The organism is Methanolobus sediminis (genome assembly GCF_031312595.1).
Classification (GTDB): domain Archaea; phylum Halobacteriota; class Methanosarcinia; order Methanosarcinales; family Methanosarcinaceae; genus Methanolobus; species Methanolobus sediminis.
On record NZ_CP133592.1, the window covers coordinates 120,188 to 135,403 of the forward strand.

Genomic DNA, 15,216 nt, shown 5'->3' on the forward strand with positions numbered 1-15,216 from the left:
GGAAATATATTAACCTGCTCAGTTGAGCTCCACTGAATCAAAGCAGGGGCTCAATGATTTCCTTCCATGCCCTCCTTATATTATTATCAGTGTCTCCGTCTGCCATCAGTGCATCAAGCACCATTTTGGCGACCTTTGGTCTATGCAATAAAGTACAATGTTCACAACTCCACACCTGCCCTCCGGTGGAGCTTTCTATCCATTTGCCTCCTGTCAGTTCTTCCTCGCATGCATAGAAAGGACAGAAACAGAAAGTGCAATCCTGCCCGGTAAAATGGCAGGGATAATATTCACATGTACCGCGGCCTGCACATGAACTACCGCCGTGTTCTATGGTTTCTTCAAGCTTTTCCCTTGCATCTTCCCTGCTGGTTTCAGCAAAGACAACATCAAGAGTATGTATCAGTTTTTCAAAATCATCCCTCTGGCGGACAGATATTCTCACATATCGCTTGTTTCCATCAAAGAAATCACTGCATTCACGTATCAATATACCATGCAGAGCCAGCCCTTCGCTGAGTCTTACCGAATCCAGGAACAGGTCCTTCACGTCAATAAGTATATAATTAGTACTGCTTTTTACCGGATCAAAGCCGTAAATTCCCGAAAAGCGCTTAACTATGTATTCCCTCTCATTTTTTATGAACTCACGGGACCTTTTAAGATAGTCACTATGAGGACCACCTTCCATGCTAAGGAAAGCTAAACCTATGGCTTCATCAGTCACACCAATGTTCCATGAAAGACGTGCAGAATTGAGTATGTTTGCAAGAGGAAGGGAAGCAATACCGTATGCTAGCCTGGTGCCTGGCATGGCCGTAATATTAGATATTGACCTTATTATAAAGAGATACTCGTTATCTAATGCCAGTTCAGCAATGCTCATATCAGGGTCAGCCAGTTCAATTGCTGATTCGTCAACAATAAGCAGGGTACCATGTTCAGCGCATTTTTGTGCAAAATCAGAAAGGTTATCTCTTGGTATGAGTTGGCCGGTCGGATTATTCGGATTACCTATAATAATGACCTTTGCCTTGTTAAGTGTCATTTTTGGAAGATGCAATAATTCGTCTGTAGTAAAAGAATGAATACGTGCTCCGAAAACCTCGGAAATATGGCGATATTCACCCGATGATGGTGAGGCAAAAATCACAATATCCTCTTCTTCAACCACTGTTTCCATTATCAGACGAAGAAGCTCACATGTACCGTTTCCGGGAATGATGTTATCTGCAGATACATTATGACCTATATATGCAGCAGCAGCTTTCCGGAGTTCAAGATACCTGTTATCAGGATATTGATCTATCCTTTCTGTTGATCTCAAAACAACTTGTTTCAGGTCAAGGTTACTTGATTGAAAATTGAACGGTGTGCCAAGAGGATTCATATTAGAACTGAAATCAAGAATATCTGATTCGGCACTGTTGAATCTCATTGCCAGTTCATGAGTCCTCCCACCATGTTTCCTTGCCTGCAGTGCAAGCAAATAATGCTTCAAATGAAGTGGAAAATTTTTTCGGTACACACTTATCAACAGGTGGTTACGCACAGGAGCTATATTAAACTATTCAAGTTGAGTTGTGCAACATGCCTTCGAATATGCATAATGAAGGATAAAGCAATAAATACTGGTAGCACAAATCTCTATCACAAGTTCTTCAGGAACATTAAATAATTGCATTAGAGGAATGATTGATGGTTGATGAAATAGATTATGAGATAATTGGCGACGACATGCAGCTAGTAGAAATAGAACTGGACCCCAGCGAGGCTGTCAGGGCAGAAGCCGGAGCTATGATGTATATGGGACCTGGAGTAAGAATGGAAACATCTACCGGAGGCGGCTTGCTCAAAGGTTTAAAACGCGCTATCACAGGTGAGAGCTTCTTTATTACAAGTTTTGTCCATGAAGGTAAAGGAAAAGGATATGTGGCATTCGGAGCACCGTATCCAGGAAAGATTATACCACTAGACCTCAGAAAATTCGGAGGTAGTTTCCTCTGTCAGAAAGATTCGTTCCTCTGCGCTGCAAATGGAATTGAGATCGAAGTAGCACTCACCAAGAAGATAGGAGCAGGACTTTTCGGTGGAGAAGGATTCATACTCCAGAGACTGAAAGGCAATGGTATGGCCTTTGTACATGCCGGTGGCGCTATCGTAGAGAAAGACCTTGCACCCGGAGAGACGATCAGGGTAGATACCGGATGTCTTACTGCATTTGAGGAAACTGTAGGATACGATATTACATGGGCAGGCGGATTCAAGAATGCGCTCTTTGGAGGCGAAGGGCTTGTACTGGCAACACTTACCGGACCTGGAAAAATATATCTGCAGAGCCTGCCCTTCTCACGTCTTGCTGACAGGATCGTCGCTGCATCAAGATATATGACCAATAATCAGAGAGAAGAATCTTCCGGAATAGCTGGTATCGGCAGCAATGCACTTGGAGGTCTTCTTGGCGGAGACCGATCATTCTGAGCAAATAACTCAACAATAGAAATTGGAGACACTGGAAAATGAGATTGTTCGCTATAGCAGATCCGCATGGAAATTATTCAAAGATAGAGGATCTGCTAAAGATTGCAGGTAATGTGGATCTGGTACTGATAGCAGGTGACATCACAAATTTTGGACCTGATGAAAAAGCCCTTGATCTTTTTAACAAGTTTAGTTCAAAAATTCTTGCCGTACCCGGCAACTGCGATCATGAGTCCATAATCAAAGTGATTGAAGAATCAAAAGCCACTAACCTGCATAAAAGATCAGTCTCAGTAGATGGAATAAGGTTCATAGGCATGGGAGGGTCAAATCCAACGCCATTCTGCACTCCATTTGAGATACAGGAATGTGATTTTGAAGAAAATGTCAATCGCATGATGGAAGATGTGAACGCAGATGAGGCGCTTGTGGCTCTTACACACACTCCTCCCTTCGGTGTTCTTGACACGGTGGGAGATGTCCATGTTGGATGCAAGGCACTCAATGTATTTCTTGGCAAAGCTGACCTTATAGTGTGTGGCCACATTCATGAAGCAAGAGGAATTGAAAAGTCCGGAAGAACCACAATTGTCAATCCCGGAATGGCTGCTTTAGGATTTGCTGCTGTAATAGATATTAAAATTGAGAAAAAAACTCATATTATAAATGTCGAACTTATAAAAAGTGATAGAGAAGTTATTTAACCATCGGAAATATATTATAATGCAGGTGATCCAATGAAGGGAAAATTATTGATGATACTACTAATATCGCTCTCCCTACTTGTTGCAGGCTGTGTCGATAACACTGAGACCACAACAGAAGAGAATGCATCCATGAACGATTCGGTAAACGATTCAGTAAACGATACTGTAAATGACACTGTTGCAGATGATGTTTCTGTTGAGGAAAACAACTCTGAAGATACTACTTCTGAAGAAGATGAGAAACTAGTAGTTACTGAATATGAAGGTCCAAAAACATATACTGTATACATGGAGAACTTTTTAGTCCAGCCAGGTAATCTAACAATTGCTCAATATGACACTGTGGTATGGTTCAACAGGAATAACCCAACTCGACTATTTACAGTTGTGAGCAATGAGGAACTCTGGGATAATACTACCATCGGATACAGATTGTCCTTCAAATACACTTTCAACGAGACTGGTACGTATACATACTATGTACTCGGCTGGGAAGAAAGAATGAAGGGAACCATTATTGTTAAATAAGAATGTATCTTCTGGGAACCGGATGAAAGTAAGATCTGTTAAAGAAGGAGATACAGAAGTTCTGGTTCCTATTCCTGAAGAAGGAGCTAATTTTGCTCCTTCTGCAGCACCTGTTTTTTTTAATCCGGTCATGGAGATGAACCGTGATATCTCCATAGCTGCAACATCTGCTTTTCTAAAAAGAATGGAACCTGACCCTGAGAAGACCATTACTTATGTTGATGCACTTTCAGCTTCAGGAATCAGAGGCTTAAGAGTAGCCAATGAAATCGGCATTGAAACCACCCTGAATGACTGGAGTGAAGATGCCTATCAGCTTATACAGGAAAATATTGAAAAACTGGGTATTGCCGACCATACGTTTGCAACCCATAAAAATGCCAATGTGCTGTTACATGAGAAACATTTCAATATTGTTGATCTTGATCCATTTGGCACACCTGCACCATTCCTGGCGGCTGCCGCCCGTTCTGTGATAGATTTACTGGAAGTCACAGCAACTGATACAGCACCACTTTGCGGTGCACACCTGAATTCAGGAATACGCAAATATGCAGCAATTCCACTTAACAATGAATATCACAGCGAGATGGGAGTACGCATTCTTCTTGGCAGGATCGCAAGGGAACTCTCACTTCATGATAAAGCCATGGTTCCACTTCTGTCACATGCTACCAGGCATTATGTGCGAACTTATCTTCAGATCAGAAGAGGAGCAAAACAGGCTGATAAAATGCTGAAGAAAATGGGGTTCATTGCACAGTGTGAATGCGGAAACCGTGAGATAGTTCATGGTCTTGCTGTCCACATTAACGACAGGTGCAGTCTCTGCGGGAAAGAAAATGTAATTTCCGGACCTATGTGGCTTGGAGAGTTGCATGAACCTGAGTTCTGTGATGAGACCATTGAGGAACTCGAGCAGAGAAACTGCGGAACTAAAGAGATGTCTATAAAAATGCTGGAATTCTGCAGGGATGAGCTCAGTATCCCGATGTTCTATGACCAGCACCTGCTATGTAAAAAACTTGGAGTTTCCGCGTCAACTATTGATACTCTTATCACTGCACTGAAGGATAACGGATATAAGGCTTCAAGAACGCATTTCAGTGGCATTTCATTTAAAACGGACGCAGAACTGCCGGATATTGAACGAATAATTGTTGATATCCGATAGAAATATATAGTATATTTATTTTAATGATATATATAATAATATATAATACAAGGTATTATGATGTTTTTTAAAACAAGGGTTCTAAAAGCTAAATTAGAGGGGAAATAGTATGACAAAAGAATATGCTGAACAACTTTTTTTACAGGAAAAACCAACCCTTGCACTTCTGGCTATCTGGTCCCTTCAAAAAACCTATGCATCTGTTATAACTAAAGAAATAAATTCCACTTTTGCCCACACTACTAAAATATTAGCCAAAATGGAAGAACATGGCCTTGTACAGTTTTCAGTAGAAGGGCGTGTAAAATACGTGGAGCTTACAGATCATGGTTATCAGGTTGTTGATGCGCTCAAGAACCTGATCATGGCAATAGAGGGAGAATCACCTGAGGAATCACAGGCAGAAAACAGCGAAGATTCCGAAGAGGGTTCAGAAGATACTGACGAAGCCAAAAAAACAACCCTTGATCATATAGACAGACTGCACCAGCAGATCATGACCACATATAAGGATCTCGCAGAAAGTAACACTGAACTCCAGGTCATGAGAATGAAGATCGGTCCTTTTAGCAGGGATATCCAGTTACTCTTAAATTCAATAGAGGAGAATGAAGACCTCATTGATGACGAGGGCCTGGATAAGCTTACAGAGATACAGAATATCTTTGACCTTGTGATGAAGCAATAAATAAAAGGACAAATTAAAGGACAATGATGATGGTCACAAAACTATTGATCAAGATCTATGGCAACAGGGAAAGAGCAACTCATTCTGCAGAAGTACTGGTTAACAATGAGTTGAAAGAACTTGATGCCTCAGCTGAATTCTCAGTTAGTGATGATAACTGGTTTACTGTTGATATTGCCGGGGAAGACAGCGAATTTGCTTCCAATTTCCTTATACAGAAGTTCGGTACACCTGTCACTGAAATCGTTAAAAATGAAATATATCATGGATTTATACGACAGATACATGATGAAGAAATCGTTGTCGATGTTGGAGTTCTTGTGACCATTCCCCGTAAGAATCTCAACAATCTTGGAACTGGCACAGCTAAACAAATAGCTACCCGTTTTGGTATTATCAGACACCTGCCAGTAAAAGTAGAGATTACCGATGAAAAAACAAAGACAGGGATTTTTACCAGAGAACAGGCCGACCTCTGGTGGAGCTGGAAGAAATCTGAGCAGGACAGAGTGATTGCAAATTCAGTTACCAGATCAGAACTTAAGGCAGCTATCAAGAAAACAGGTCATGCAAGAGACATTTACGGCATTGAAAGACTGGGGCTTATGGAACACATGATAACATGTCGGGAAAACACTGATGGACCGGGCATTGTTGCCGCAATCGGAAAACTAGTAAAAGGTGAGCTTGGGGTTGTAAGAACCTCAAACTGATTTTTAATTAAGGATTTAACACTAGAGTTTGATCATCTGGAAAAGGCAGGAATCGCATGTATCATCGCATTTGCCCAGCATTTGCATTACACATTCCCCTCCCATTTTTGCCATGAAAACACCTTCAAATACTCCCTGTGCGAATGAGCATAAGGTTTTTTCCTTAATGGGAATTGAACGGCAATCAAAAAAGTTGTGCACGGCAAGTTTAATGGGGTCTTTTTCAAGGACAGTAAAGCTTCCAATATCATTTTTGACCCAGAAATCCAGCATTTCCTGAAGGATATCCTCAGGCTCCTGTGAAACTATATTCCTTGAAAGACTGTTACCAACATCATGGCCGATCTTACGCATGATAGGGTCACAATTAACACCATGCGCCCTGAAACCATATTGCACTGCATGGAAAAGACATTTCAAGCAGCCAAAAGAGTGCACATCAGGAGAAGCTATGAGATCCAGCATTTCATTATATTGTTTCATTCCCGGTTCCTGGGAACATGCAACATACTGGCATCTCAGGAAATAGACCTTTTTCCGTTTGTCATTGGAATCAATGGTCTCCTCAAGGAGATTCTGGCTTTTTAAGTCATTGAGATGCACGGATATTGTTGATTTGGCCTTGCCAGTATGCTGTACAATCTCATCAAAGGACTTACAGCCAGTTTTGAGAAAATCAAGTATCTTTATCTTTACAGAACCATTAAGAGCAATAACTCCAATATCAGTGGAAAAAATAGCCGTGTTGTCTCCGTTGTTCATGCAATTATGAATAAAACGACAACGTATTTAAATGTTCGCTATTTGACGAATGACTTTAATCACTATATATAGAAATGATTCCTAATATTATATATTAGTTGCAAAAAGAAAATGCCCTCTGATCCAATGACCATGAATAAAAGTATCCGGGTTTCCATAAAAGATGCTGAAAAATTAAGAATCGAACTTGCGGAATCAGGCAGACTTGATCCACACCGCAAGATAAAACTCATAGACACTGAACAGCGTCTGCTCGAGATACCGGTTACTGAAGATATTGAAGGCTTTGAAACCTTCTTACAGGAAGATGCTGAGTTTTACAATAAATGGCAGTCTCTTGAAGATATATTAAGAAAGGGCATCTCTGCAGAAGAGCTTAATAAACTGCCTTCCGGATGGCATATTATCGGAGAGATCATCGTCATTACAATTGATCCTGCCATAGATCACCTGAAACAGATGATCGCTGAAGCCTTGCTCAGAATGTACCCTTCCTGCAATACGGTTGTACGTGACCTTGGTATCAGTGGCCAGTTCAGGTTACCAAAGAGAGAGCTTCTTATTGGAAATAACACGGAAACCATCAATAAAGAGCACGGCTGCCTTTTCAAGCTTGATGTTACAAAAGTGATGTTCTCCAAAGGCAACCTCCATGAGAAGAAACTCATGAGCAAAATAGGCACGCATGAGACAATAGTCGACATGTTTGCAGGAATCGGATATTTTACAATCCCCATGGCAGTACACGCAAAACCTGAAAAGATCGTTGCAATTGAAATAAATCCTGAATCATACGGATACCTGAAAGAGAACATTTTTCTGAATAAAGTCGAAAATATAGTTGAAGCACGAAACGGTGACTGTGCAGAAGTAACACCAAAAGGAATTGCGGACAGGGTTCTAATGGGATATGTGAACACCACTCACCACTATCTTGATTCCGGGATAGCAGCCCTTAAACCAGAAGGCGGCATAATCCATTATCATGAAACAACACCTGAAAGCATGGTATTCTCAAGACCTATTGAGAGAATACAGGATGCTGCACTAAAAGCCGAGAAGAAAGTAGAGATACTGGACTGCCGCAAGATCAAAAAATATTCTCCGGGCGTCTGGCATGTTGTTGTGGACGCCAGGATTTCTTAAAACTGAAAGACGAAAATTAGTATTTGAGTTTATAGTTTTTTGACTTCGTTTGTCATATCCGCATCAATGATGTAATCGAAGTCAATGTGGCCTGGCCAGTTGCAGTTTATTAGCATTGACTGGAAGCAGACGCCAATTATCAGTTTGTTATCGGCATCTTTGGTCAGCTCATCAACAAGCTCTTTCATCTTTTCAGGTTCAACGCCTATCTTTGGCATTGCAAGACCGCCAAGAAGAACCACAGTATCTGCAGCAGGGTCTGCCTTTTCATCAAGCTGCATTCCGTAGGATGAGAATACCATTGAACGTGCCTCATCTGCACGTAGGTCAGGAAGAAAAACAGTCTTTTTATCGCTTCCTCTTAGAACAAATGCCATAAGCTCGGCAAATGGTGTACAAAAACCAACTGTTCCGATAAAAGTGATCTTTTTAGAATCGTTAACAAGTTTCCTGAATTCAGTAAGCTGGCCACCGATACCTTTTGAAGTACTAATGATTTCCATAACTATCTCCAAAAGGAAAAAAGTAATACAACCTTTAAGGTTGTATCGGTATTATTTAAGTATGTTAGAAATCAGTTTAGATCTCTTTTATGCCGAAGGATTCCAGGAGAATGCCAGGGTTGATCCTTCCGCTTGTGAATGACTTCTTGCTCTTGACATCATTCACTGTGATCTTTGCTGGTGCGAACATTCCTGCGTCAACCTTGAAGAAGTCAAACTCTGCTTCCTTAAAGGTTGTGTAGAATGGCTTACCGAAGTCTCTTGAGGTTGTGGATGGTGCCTTCTTTACAAGCTCTTCCAGCTTCTCGACATCTCCGTACTCAACGGTGTAGTATGTTTCACCACAGTAGATGATACAGTCATTGGTTGAACCCATGCACTTTGTGTCGTCACCGACTACAGGTGCGATTGGTGCAACACCGAAACCGCTCTTGATTGTGTTGATGTCGTATCCGATGGATTCGAGCTTGTGGATACCTGTCTCAACGATGCGTGCTGAGATCTGGACACAACCTGCAATTGATGCTGTTGGTGCAACAGCGATGTAGACGTTCTCAGGATCAACACTGCAGTGCTTTGCAATGTACTCTACGACCTCTTCGTTTGGTATCTGGCTTGATTCCATTACAAGGACTGCAAACTCGGAATCATCTTTGTAGCCTATTTCTTCGTACAGTTCTTTTGGTTTAAGACCCAGAGCCCTTGCAGGACCTGAACCCATACCGAAATATTTACCGACTGCAATTCTCCAGCCTGCGTACTGGGATGCCATACATGCGATGGTTGGGTGATCTGTTGCTACCTGAATAGCTGGTACTGGAAGACCGTCCAGGTCGAACTTGGTGTAGCTGATGTCTGCAAGATCTGCAAGACAGAGACGGGAAAGATACATACCTGCATCATATCCACCTTCTACATTCACACCACAGTCAATGACAGTAGCGCCGTTATCAAGCTCTATGGACTGAACTTTAAGTTCCTCTTCCCAGTCAAGCATCTCATCGATTATAGCTAATCCCTTTTCGTTGACACTTATCACGTTTATCACTCTTAACCTGTTAATCGAGTGACATTAGGCACTGGAGCATATATACCTACCGTCTTTTCAGGCAATTATACGCTCAATTAGCTACCTATGGTATCACTCACTGCTCGTTAATATGAAAATATATGATATGAAAGTTGTGATTACTATTTACCTGAACAGTAAACTAAAAATTCGAAATCATGATTATTTGTCTTTCTTAAGCGTCAGCCAGAAAACACTACCCTTGCCTTCCGGATTGTCATCAACATCGATGGTTTCCATGTGAAGGTCCATGATCCTCTTGGCGATTGCAAGACCTATGCCAGTTCCACGGATGTTTTCTTTATGGAGCCTCTTGAAGCGTTCAAAAACAGATGCCTTGCTCTCGTCTGGTATACCGTCACCCTGGTCTATGAAACTGAGCTTCCACTTGTCCCCGATATCCATGACATCAATTGTAATGGTACTTCCATCAGGACTGTACTTTATGGAATTAGAAAGCAGGTTCACAAATACCCTTTCCATCATTGGGTTTGCAAGGGCATAACAACCTTCGTCCATCCTAACACTGATAACCATATTCTTTTCCATTGCCTGATGTGCAAATCCATTTACTGTGTCATTTATCATAGAATTAAGATCAACACGTACAAAACTGATATCATCAACAGATTCCAGTTTGGCAAGCTGAGCGGCATCTTCGATCATGGAGATCAGTTTTTCAGTTGCTGTGCTTACATTATTAAGAAGCTTCTTTTTCTCACTGTCCGTTTCAATTTCAACAAGTAAATCTACAAATGATTTAATGAGACCTGCAGGATTTAACAGATCATGCCTCATGACATCGGTAAAGAGATCCTTGAGGTCATTGGACTTCTCAAGCTGATATGCGTATTCCTTTAACTGTTTTTCAGCTGCTCTCATCTCGGTGATGTCCTCACCAGATATCAGAATACCCATATTATTTCCAAAACTATCTCTCAGTGGTGAATCATACCACCTGAACAGACGTTCCTCACCTGTACTTATAATAATGTGAAACTCACTGTACTCATAAGGTTTTACTTCACCTGAAACAATTCCATCATAATGAGCCCTTATATCGTTTACGGAATCATGCGGAATAAAAGATTCTATCCATTCTTTGCCAACTATTTTATCAGGACTGTAGCCAAGAAGCTCCGATCCTTTCTTGTTAATAGTAGTGACCTTGAAATCAAGATCAAGAACTGCTACCAGAATTCCAACATAATCAAGATAATAATATGCTTTGTTCTTCTCGATCAAAAGGCTATCATGTTGCTCTTTTATTCTTAAAAGAGAGTCAATTTTCTTTTCAAGCTCAAACTTGCCAACCGGCTTTTTCAGAAACTCGTCCGCACCAGCCTCGATTCCTCTCTGGTGATCTGCTTTGTCAGTCAAAGCTGTAACCATTATAATAGGAATGAAATCCAGTTTGAACTCATTGCGGATTACCCTGCAGACATCATACCCGTCCATCTCAGGCATCATCACATCCAGAAGTATCAGATCAGGACATTCATCCTTTACTTTTGCAAGAGCATCCTTTCCATTATACGAAGTTACGATGTCGTAACCATCCCCAAGATATACAGATAATAATTCCACATTCAGTGGTTCATCATCAACAATAAGAACCTTATATTTCGAGGCTGTCATCTACCCCTCAATATAATTCTACATTTATATAAAGCTGTCTAATTATTTCAATGTTGTTTTAGTATCTTCTAAAAATAAATGTTGCCAGTTTTACGTGCATGGGACTTTACTAATAACTTAGATGATGTATTAAACTATTTAATACCTGGCGTGTTATTATTAAAATGGTTGTTATAACAATACACTAATTGATGTTGTCGAAAACCAGTATGCAACAATGGTGGTTTCAAATAAATGATACGTTTCATCCAATTGTTACAGTCAAAATATATCATTTGTTTCATCCCTTGTGATAATTGTCAACAGTGAGATGGTGACTTGATAAAGGAAAAAACAAAACTAATGATATCAGCAGGAATTCTTATCCTGGCAGGAATAATTACAGTGAGCACACTGCTGCAGGATGCACCTGTAGTTATACAGATAGATGGTGAATCATTCAAGATAATCGAGATTCCCTATTCCTACACTACAGGTGAAGCATACTTGCTGTTAATATCCGGTTTTTTCTCAGGTTTTACATTATACCAGATATTTTTGTCTCTGGACATTTATCCATTCAAACACAAAACTATTCGTGAGTTTTCTTCTGATATTGAAGTTAAAACTAACTTAGAAATGCTTAGTTCTGGTAATGAAACTGAAATTTTAGCTGAAAATCAAGCTTCAATCCATACTGACATGAAAAAAATACTTCTCATGGCTCTGGAAGGAGATGAGAAAAAGATTGTCAGGACAATTGTGGATAATAACGGACAGATACTTCAGAATGAACTTGTTAACAGACTTGATTTTTCCAAAGCTAAAACTTCACGTGTTCTTTCTAATCTCGAAAAGAAGGGCATAATCTCAAAACAGAAGTACGGACTGACCAACTGCATCTCACTGACTGAAGAGATAAGGGGTGAGAACAAATGAGAAAAGAACTTCCATTAATTCTGGCAGGAATTATTCTGGTTTCTGTCATAATATGGTGGCACTATGACAGTAGTGTCGATGTAAGTATTGCTGAGATAAGTGCACCTCGGACTCTGGGGGTAGATACTATCAGAACCGACAGCATGAACGAAATTGAACTTGTCATACAGAACAACGAATCAAAAAATGTTGAAGTAACGATTGAAACTGAAAACGCCTTTGTAGATGAGAACGGAAAGAGCGTTGATACATTTATTGTATTCGGATATAATGGCTACCGCTACAGTGATTATATTTCAACACAGGACAAGATCAGCCTTGAACCAGGTGAGAACAGATTAACCCTGCTGCTTGGATATCAGGTAACGGGAGAACAGAATGTTCATATCAGGATTGTAAACAATGAAGTTGTCTTAGATGAGAAATCTTTTACTGTAGATGTCTTACCACCTGAACTTTCTCTGGAGTTAAATTACAATCTGAAAACCGAAGGAAAACTGGAAATCTATAATATCGATGCCTATGTGCTGAACAGCGGTCTTGGCAGAGCTGAAAATGTAGAAGCAAACCTGAGTATAATAAACCCTGAAACAAATGAGACTTTAGCTTCAGATAAATGGAATCTTGTTGTGCCAGCCTATTCAAAAAGCCCTTTCAGCACATGGCATGATTCTCCGGCGGGTGTTATTGAGCTAAGCTCCGGTGATAACTCAGATGAAAGTTACATGCCTGCCCTGGCAGTTGCCAAAGGGAAGACTGGAGAGCAATATATTGTGAGAGTTACTGCTGTATGGCATGACCAGGTTGTTGAAAAGGAAATACTTGTGCCTGAAAATAGTTCTGTGACGGAGGTAGAACTATGAAACCGAGAGCAGAAGGATTGGGAACAAAAGCACATAATTTAATCATAATTGGATTTTTGCTATTAATCCTTGTTTCTGAATGCAGTGCTTATCAGGAAAATGATAATGCAAAATACACCACTTCAATGGTATCAAATTTTAATCTTTCATCGACCATAGATGCTTTTCGTACATACATTAATGTCGAAAATAAAAGCAATCAGGAACAAGATAATGTAAGCCAGTGGATTGAGATTTTTGAAGACAAAAATAAAAATGAATCGGAAAGATCCCGTGCTGCATACAAACTTGGGGAATCAGGAGATAGCAGAGCTGTAAAAACTTTTATCAAAATTATGGAAGACACAGGAGAATCTGCTCAAATAAGAGAGTATGCAATTGAAAATCTTGGAAAAGTGGGAAGTAAAAAACATACGAATATACTAATACAAAAGCTTGATGAAGACCCCCTTAGAGCAGGAGCAGCTGTTGCTCTGGGAAATCTGGGTGATAAAAAAGCAGTCAAGCCACTAATGGACATAGTGGCAAATGAGAGTCAGCCGGAATATATGCGGGAGCATTCAATAGAATCACTTGGAAAAATAGGGGATGAAAGGGCGGTTGAAGTGCTTATTGAATGCCTGAAGGATGACACACCGTATTATATAAAAGGTCAGGCTGCATGGGCCCTGGGAGAAATTGGCGATAAAAGAGCAATTGGGCCTTTAACTGAGCTACTGAATAATGAGCATGAATTTGCAGTTACCAGTTCAGCCGAGGCTTTAGATAAATTAGGAGTGACGGTAGAAGACATACTTCTTGAAAATATTCAAAGTAGTAATACTGCTGTGCGTATTAACTCAATCTATGCACTACGTGCATTGGATGAACAGAGTGCTTATGATATAATTCTGGAAATTGCAGAGGACAAAACAGAAGATGAAGATGTTAGAAGAGCAGCTATCTCAGCCCTTGGAAAACTCGGTGATGAAAATACCATTGCGCCTCTTGTTGAGATTCTGGAAAACGAAAATGAAAAAAGGACAATCAGAACCAGAATTCCACGGGCATTAATGAATATTGACGAAAAAAAGGCTGTTCAAATACTAATTAAGGAACTTGAAATAGAAGACGTAGAAATTCGATTAAGCATCCTATCTGCATTCAGAGGGTCGAATAATGAGAATAAAGAGAATCTATCAGCAGCTATCGGACTCGTTAAATATGTTTTATTAAACGATGAAAAGTGGGCTGTGAGAAAAGAAGCTGCACAGATTCTTGCAGATATTGCCGGAGATGATGCGTCTAATGCGCTACTACTGGCTTTGAATGATGAAGAGCACGATGTCAGGTATATTGCAGCAATGAACCTTGTCAACATAGCAGATGAAAACTCAACAGAACCTCTGGTAAATGCCCTTAATAATGAAACAAATAATGACATACGTCAGTATATAACACGTGCTCTTGTTCACACCAATGACAGCAGAGCAATACCAGCACTTATCCAGCTAATGCAGGATAAGGAAGAATACCTGAATGTGAGAATTAAAGCTGCAACAGGACTTGGAACCATGGGTAACAAAACAGCAACCAAGCCCCTGATGGAGATACTTGACAACAGGGAGGATTCACCAGATATCAGAAACGCGGTCGCGTTTTCACTCGGACAAATAGGAGACCCTGCAGCAATTAAATTACTGACCGAGATTGCAAATGATAAAGAAGATTATCCTGCAATCAGGCTGAGTGCTAAACAATCGCTTGAAAAGATACAGGAAGCTGAAGCTTCCTGAAATCTAATTGTATATGAATCCTCTATGTAAATTGTTTAAAATCGTCTTTGTAGGAATCCTGTTTATCTGAGTGACACAAAAATTGCTCATTTTTATGCCCACAAAAACAACCTGCAATCTAAAAACAAAGTAACCATCCGCCGAAGGCGGCACATTCCGATGCTGCTGCACGGAAATAATTACAAAGACGATTGTATTTATACAGAGAATTTTACAGAAATCCTGAGAAGAAAGTACAGAGGATTTGCAGA

General features: G+C 40.3%; 15 protein-coding genes. 10 read left to right on the forward strand and 5 right to left on the reverse strand.

All coding sequences use genetic code 11. The features are described from left to right. Positions 1-37: 37 nt before the first annotated feature. Positions 38-1,489 (reverse strand): aminotransferase class I/II-fold pyridoxal phosphate-dependent enzyme, encoded by a 1,452-nt coding sequence (locus tag RE474_RS00585; protein ID WP_309311055.1) that lies wholly within the window; start codon positions 1,487-1,489, stop codon positions 38-40. A gap of 209 nt (positions 1,490-1,698) precedes the next feature. Between RE474_RS00585 and RE474_RS00590 the strand changes: the two genes are divergently transcribed. The 6 genes from RE474_RS00590 to RE474_RS00615 all read left to right on the forward strand — a co-directional run bounded on the left by RE474_RS00590 (position 1,699) and on the right by RE474_RS00615 (position 6,291). Then, a complete protein-coding gene (locus RE474_RS00590; protein ID WP_309311056.1) occupies positions 1,699-2,481 on the forward strand; it encodes a TIGR00266 family protein in 783 nt (260 codons plus the stop codon). A gap of 38 nt (positions 2,482-2,519) precedes the next feature. Then, positions 2,520-3,185, forward strand: a complete 666-nt coding sequence (locus tag RE474_RS00595) for a metallophosphoesterase family protein (protein ID WP_309311057.1) — start codon at positions 2,520-2,522, stop codon at positions 3,183-3,185. A 33-nt stretch (positions 3,186-3,218) separates the two neighbouring features. After that, positions 3,219-3,716 (forward strand): cupredoxin domain-containing protein, encoded by a 498-nt coding sequence (locus RE474_RS00600; protein ID WP_309311058.1) that lies wholly within the window; start codon positions 3,219-3,221, stop codon positions 3,714-3,716. 22 nt (positions 3,717-3,738) lie between these two features. After that, positions 3,739-4,890 carry a tRNA (guanine(10)-N(2))-dimethyltransferase gene (locus tag RE474_RS00605; RefSeq protein WP_309311059.1) on the forward strand — a complete coding sequence of 384 codons (1,152 nt, stop codon included), beginning with the start codon at positions 3,739-3,741 and terminating at the stop codon, positions 4,888-4,890. A 109-nt stretch (positions 4,891-4,999) separates the two neighbouring features. Next, entirely contained in the window at positions 5,000-5,578 is a 579-nt protein-coding gene (locus RE474_RS00610) for a winged helix DNA-binding protein (RefSeq protein ID WP_309311060.1), read from the forward strand. Between the two features lie 23 nt (positions 5,579-5,601). Then, positions 5,602-6,291, forward strand: coding sequence for a DUF2110 family protein (locus RE474_RS00615; RefSeq protein ID WP_309311061.1), 690 nt, complete (start codon positions 5,602-5,604; stop codon positions 6,289-6,291). Between the two features lie 21 nt (positions 6,292-6,312). On the opposite strand, the gene msvR is transcribed toward RE474_RS00615, so the two are convergent. Continuing rightward, positions 6,313-7,053 carry a transcriptional factor MsvR gene (gene msvR, locus RE474_RS00620; RefSeq protein ID WP_309311062.1) on the reverse strand — a complete coding sequence of 247 codons (741 nt, stop codon included), beginning with the start codon at positions 7,051-7,053 and terminating at the stop codon, positions 6,313-6,315. A gap of 111 nt (positions 7,054-7,164) precedes the next feature. Here msvR and RE474_RS00625 point away from each other — a divergent pair, with 111 nt between their 5' ends. Next, the gene (locus tag RE474_RS00625; RefSeq protein WP_309311063.1) at positions 7,165-8,199 is read left to right on the forward strand and encodes a class I SAM-dependent methyltransferase; all 1,035 of its coding nucleotides are present in this window, start codon (positions 7,165-7,167) and stop codon (positions 8,197-8,199) included. 29 nt (positions 8,200-8,228) lie between these two features. Here RE474_RS00625 and RE474_RS00630 read toward each other — a convergent pair whose 3' ends face one another. From RE474_RS00630 to RE474_RS00640, 3 genes are all read right to left on the reverse strand, one after another. After that, complete coding sequence (locus tag RE474_RS00630) at positions 8,229-8,702, reverse strand: DUF2124 family protein (protein ID WP_309311064.1); 474 nt, start codon at positions 8,700-8,702, stop codon at positions 8,229-8,231. Positions 8,703-8,778: 76 nt separating this feature from the next. Then, on the reverse strand, positions 8,779-9,741 hold the full coding sequence (mch, locus tag RE474_RS00635) for a methenyltetrahydromethanopterin cyclohydrolase (RefSeq protein WP_309311065.1): 963 nt from the start codon (positions 9,739-9,741) through the stop codon (positions 8,779-8,781). A 192-nt stretch (positions 9,742-9,933) separates the two neighbouring features. Next, positions 9,934-11,409 (reverse strand): response regulator, encoded by a 1,476-nt coding sequence (locus RE474_RS00640; RefSeq protein ID WP_309311066.1) that lies wholly within the window; start codon positions 11,407-11,409, stop codon positions 9,934-9,936. Between the two features lie 318 nt (positions 11,410-11,727). On the opposite strand from RE474_RS00640, the gene RE474_RS00645 reads away from it, so the two are divergent. The 3 genes from RE474_RS00645 to RE474_RS00655 are packed head-to-tail and all read left to right on the forward strand — an operon-like array spanning position 11,728 to position 14,965. Beyond that, positions 11,728-12,327, forward strand: coding sequence for a helix-turn-helix transcriptional regulator (locus tag RE474_RS00645; RefSeq protein WP_309311067.1), 600 nt, complete (start codon positions 11,728-11,730; stop codon positions 12,325-12,327). Continuing rightward, complete coding sequence (locus RE474_RS00650) at positions 12,324-13,190, forward strand: hypothetical protein (RefSeq protein ID WP_309311068.1); 867 nt, start codon at positions 12,324-12,326, stop codon at positions 13,188-13,190. Before RE474_RS00645 ends, RE474_RS00650 begins: the two co-directional genes overlap by 4 nt. Beyond that, positions 13,187-14,965 carry a HEAT repeat domain-containing protein gene (locus RE474_RS00655; RefSeq protein WP_309311069.1) on the forward strand — a complete coding sequence of 593 codons (1,779 nt, stop codon included), beginning with the start codon at positions 13,187-13,189 and terminating at the stop codon, positions 14,963-14,965. The genes RE474_RS00650 and RE474_RS00655 overlap by 4 nt, the downstream gene beginning before the upstream one ends. The last annotated feature ends 251 nt before the right edge of the window (positions 14,966-15,216 follow it).

Bases quoted from the DNA above. Each gene is read 5' to 3' on its own strand.
- RE474_RS00600 (WP_309311058.1), top strand. From the start codon at position 3,219: ATGAAGGGAAAATTATTGATGATACTACTAATATCGCTCTCCCTACTT.
- msvR (WP_309311062.1), bottom strand. From the start codon at position 7,053: ATGAACAACGGAGACAACACGGCTATTTTTTCCACTGATATTGGAGTT.
- RE474_RS00630 (WP_309311064.1), bottom strand. From the start codon at position 8,702: ATGGAAATCATTAGTACTTCAAAAGGTATCGGTGGCCAGCTTACTGAA.
- RE474_RS00625 (WP_309311063.1), top strand. From the start codon at position 7,165: ATGCCCTCTGATCCAATGACCATGAATAAAAGTATCCGGGTTTCCATA.
- RE474_RS00610 (WP_309311060.1), top strand. From the start codon at position 5,000: ATGACAAAAGAATATGCTGAACAACTTTTTTTACAGGAAAAACCAACC.
- RE474_RS00640 (WP_309311066.1), bottom strand. From the start codon at position 11,409: ATGACAGCCTCGAAATATAAGGTTCTTATTGTTGATGATGAACCACTG.
- RE474_RS00590 (WP_309311056.1), top strand. From the start codon at position 1,699: ATGGTTGATGAAATAGATTATGAGATAATTGGCGACGACATGCAGCTA.
- RE474_RS00655 (WP_309311069.1), top strand. From the start codon at position 13,187: ATGAAACCGAGAGCAGAAGGATTGGGAACAAAAGCACATAATTTAATC.
- RE474_RS00595 (WP_309311057.1), top strand. From the start codon at position 2,520: ATGAGATTGTTCGCTATAGCAGATCCGCATGGAAATTATTCAAAGATA.
- RE474_RS00605 (WP_309311059.1), top strand. From the start codon at position 3,739: ATGAAAGTAAGATCTGTTAAAGAAGGAGATACAGAAGTTCTGGTTCCT.
- RE474_RS00615 (WP_309311061.1), top strand. From the start codon at position 5,602: ATGATGATGGTCACAAAACTATTGATCAAGATCTATGGCAACAGGGAA.
- RE474_RS00650 (WP_309311068.1), top strand. From the start codon at position 12,324: ATGAGAAAAGAACTTCCATTAATTCTGGCAGGAATTATTCTGGTTTCT.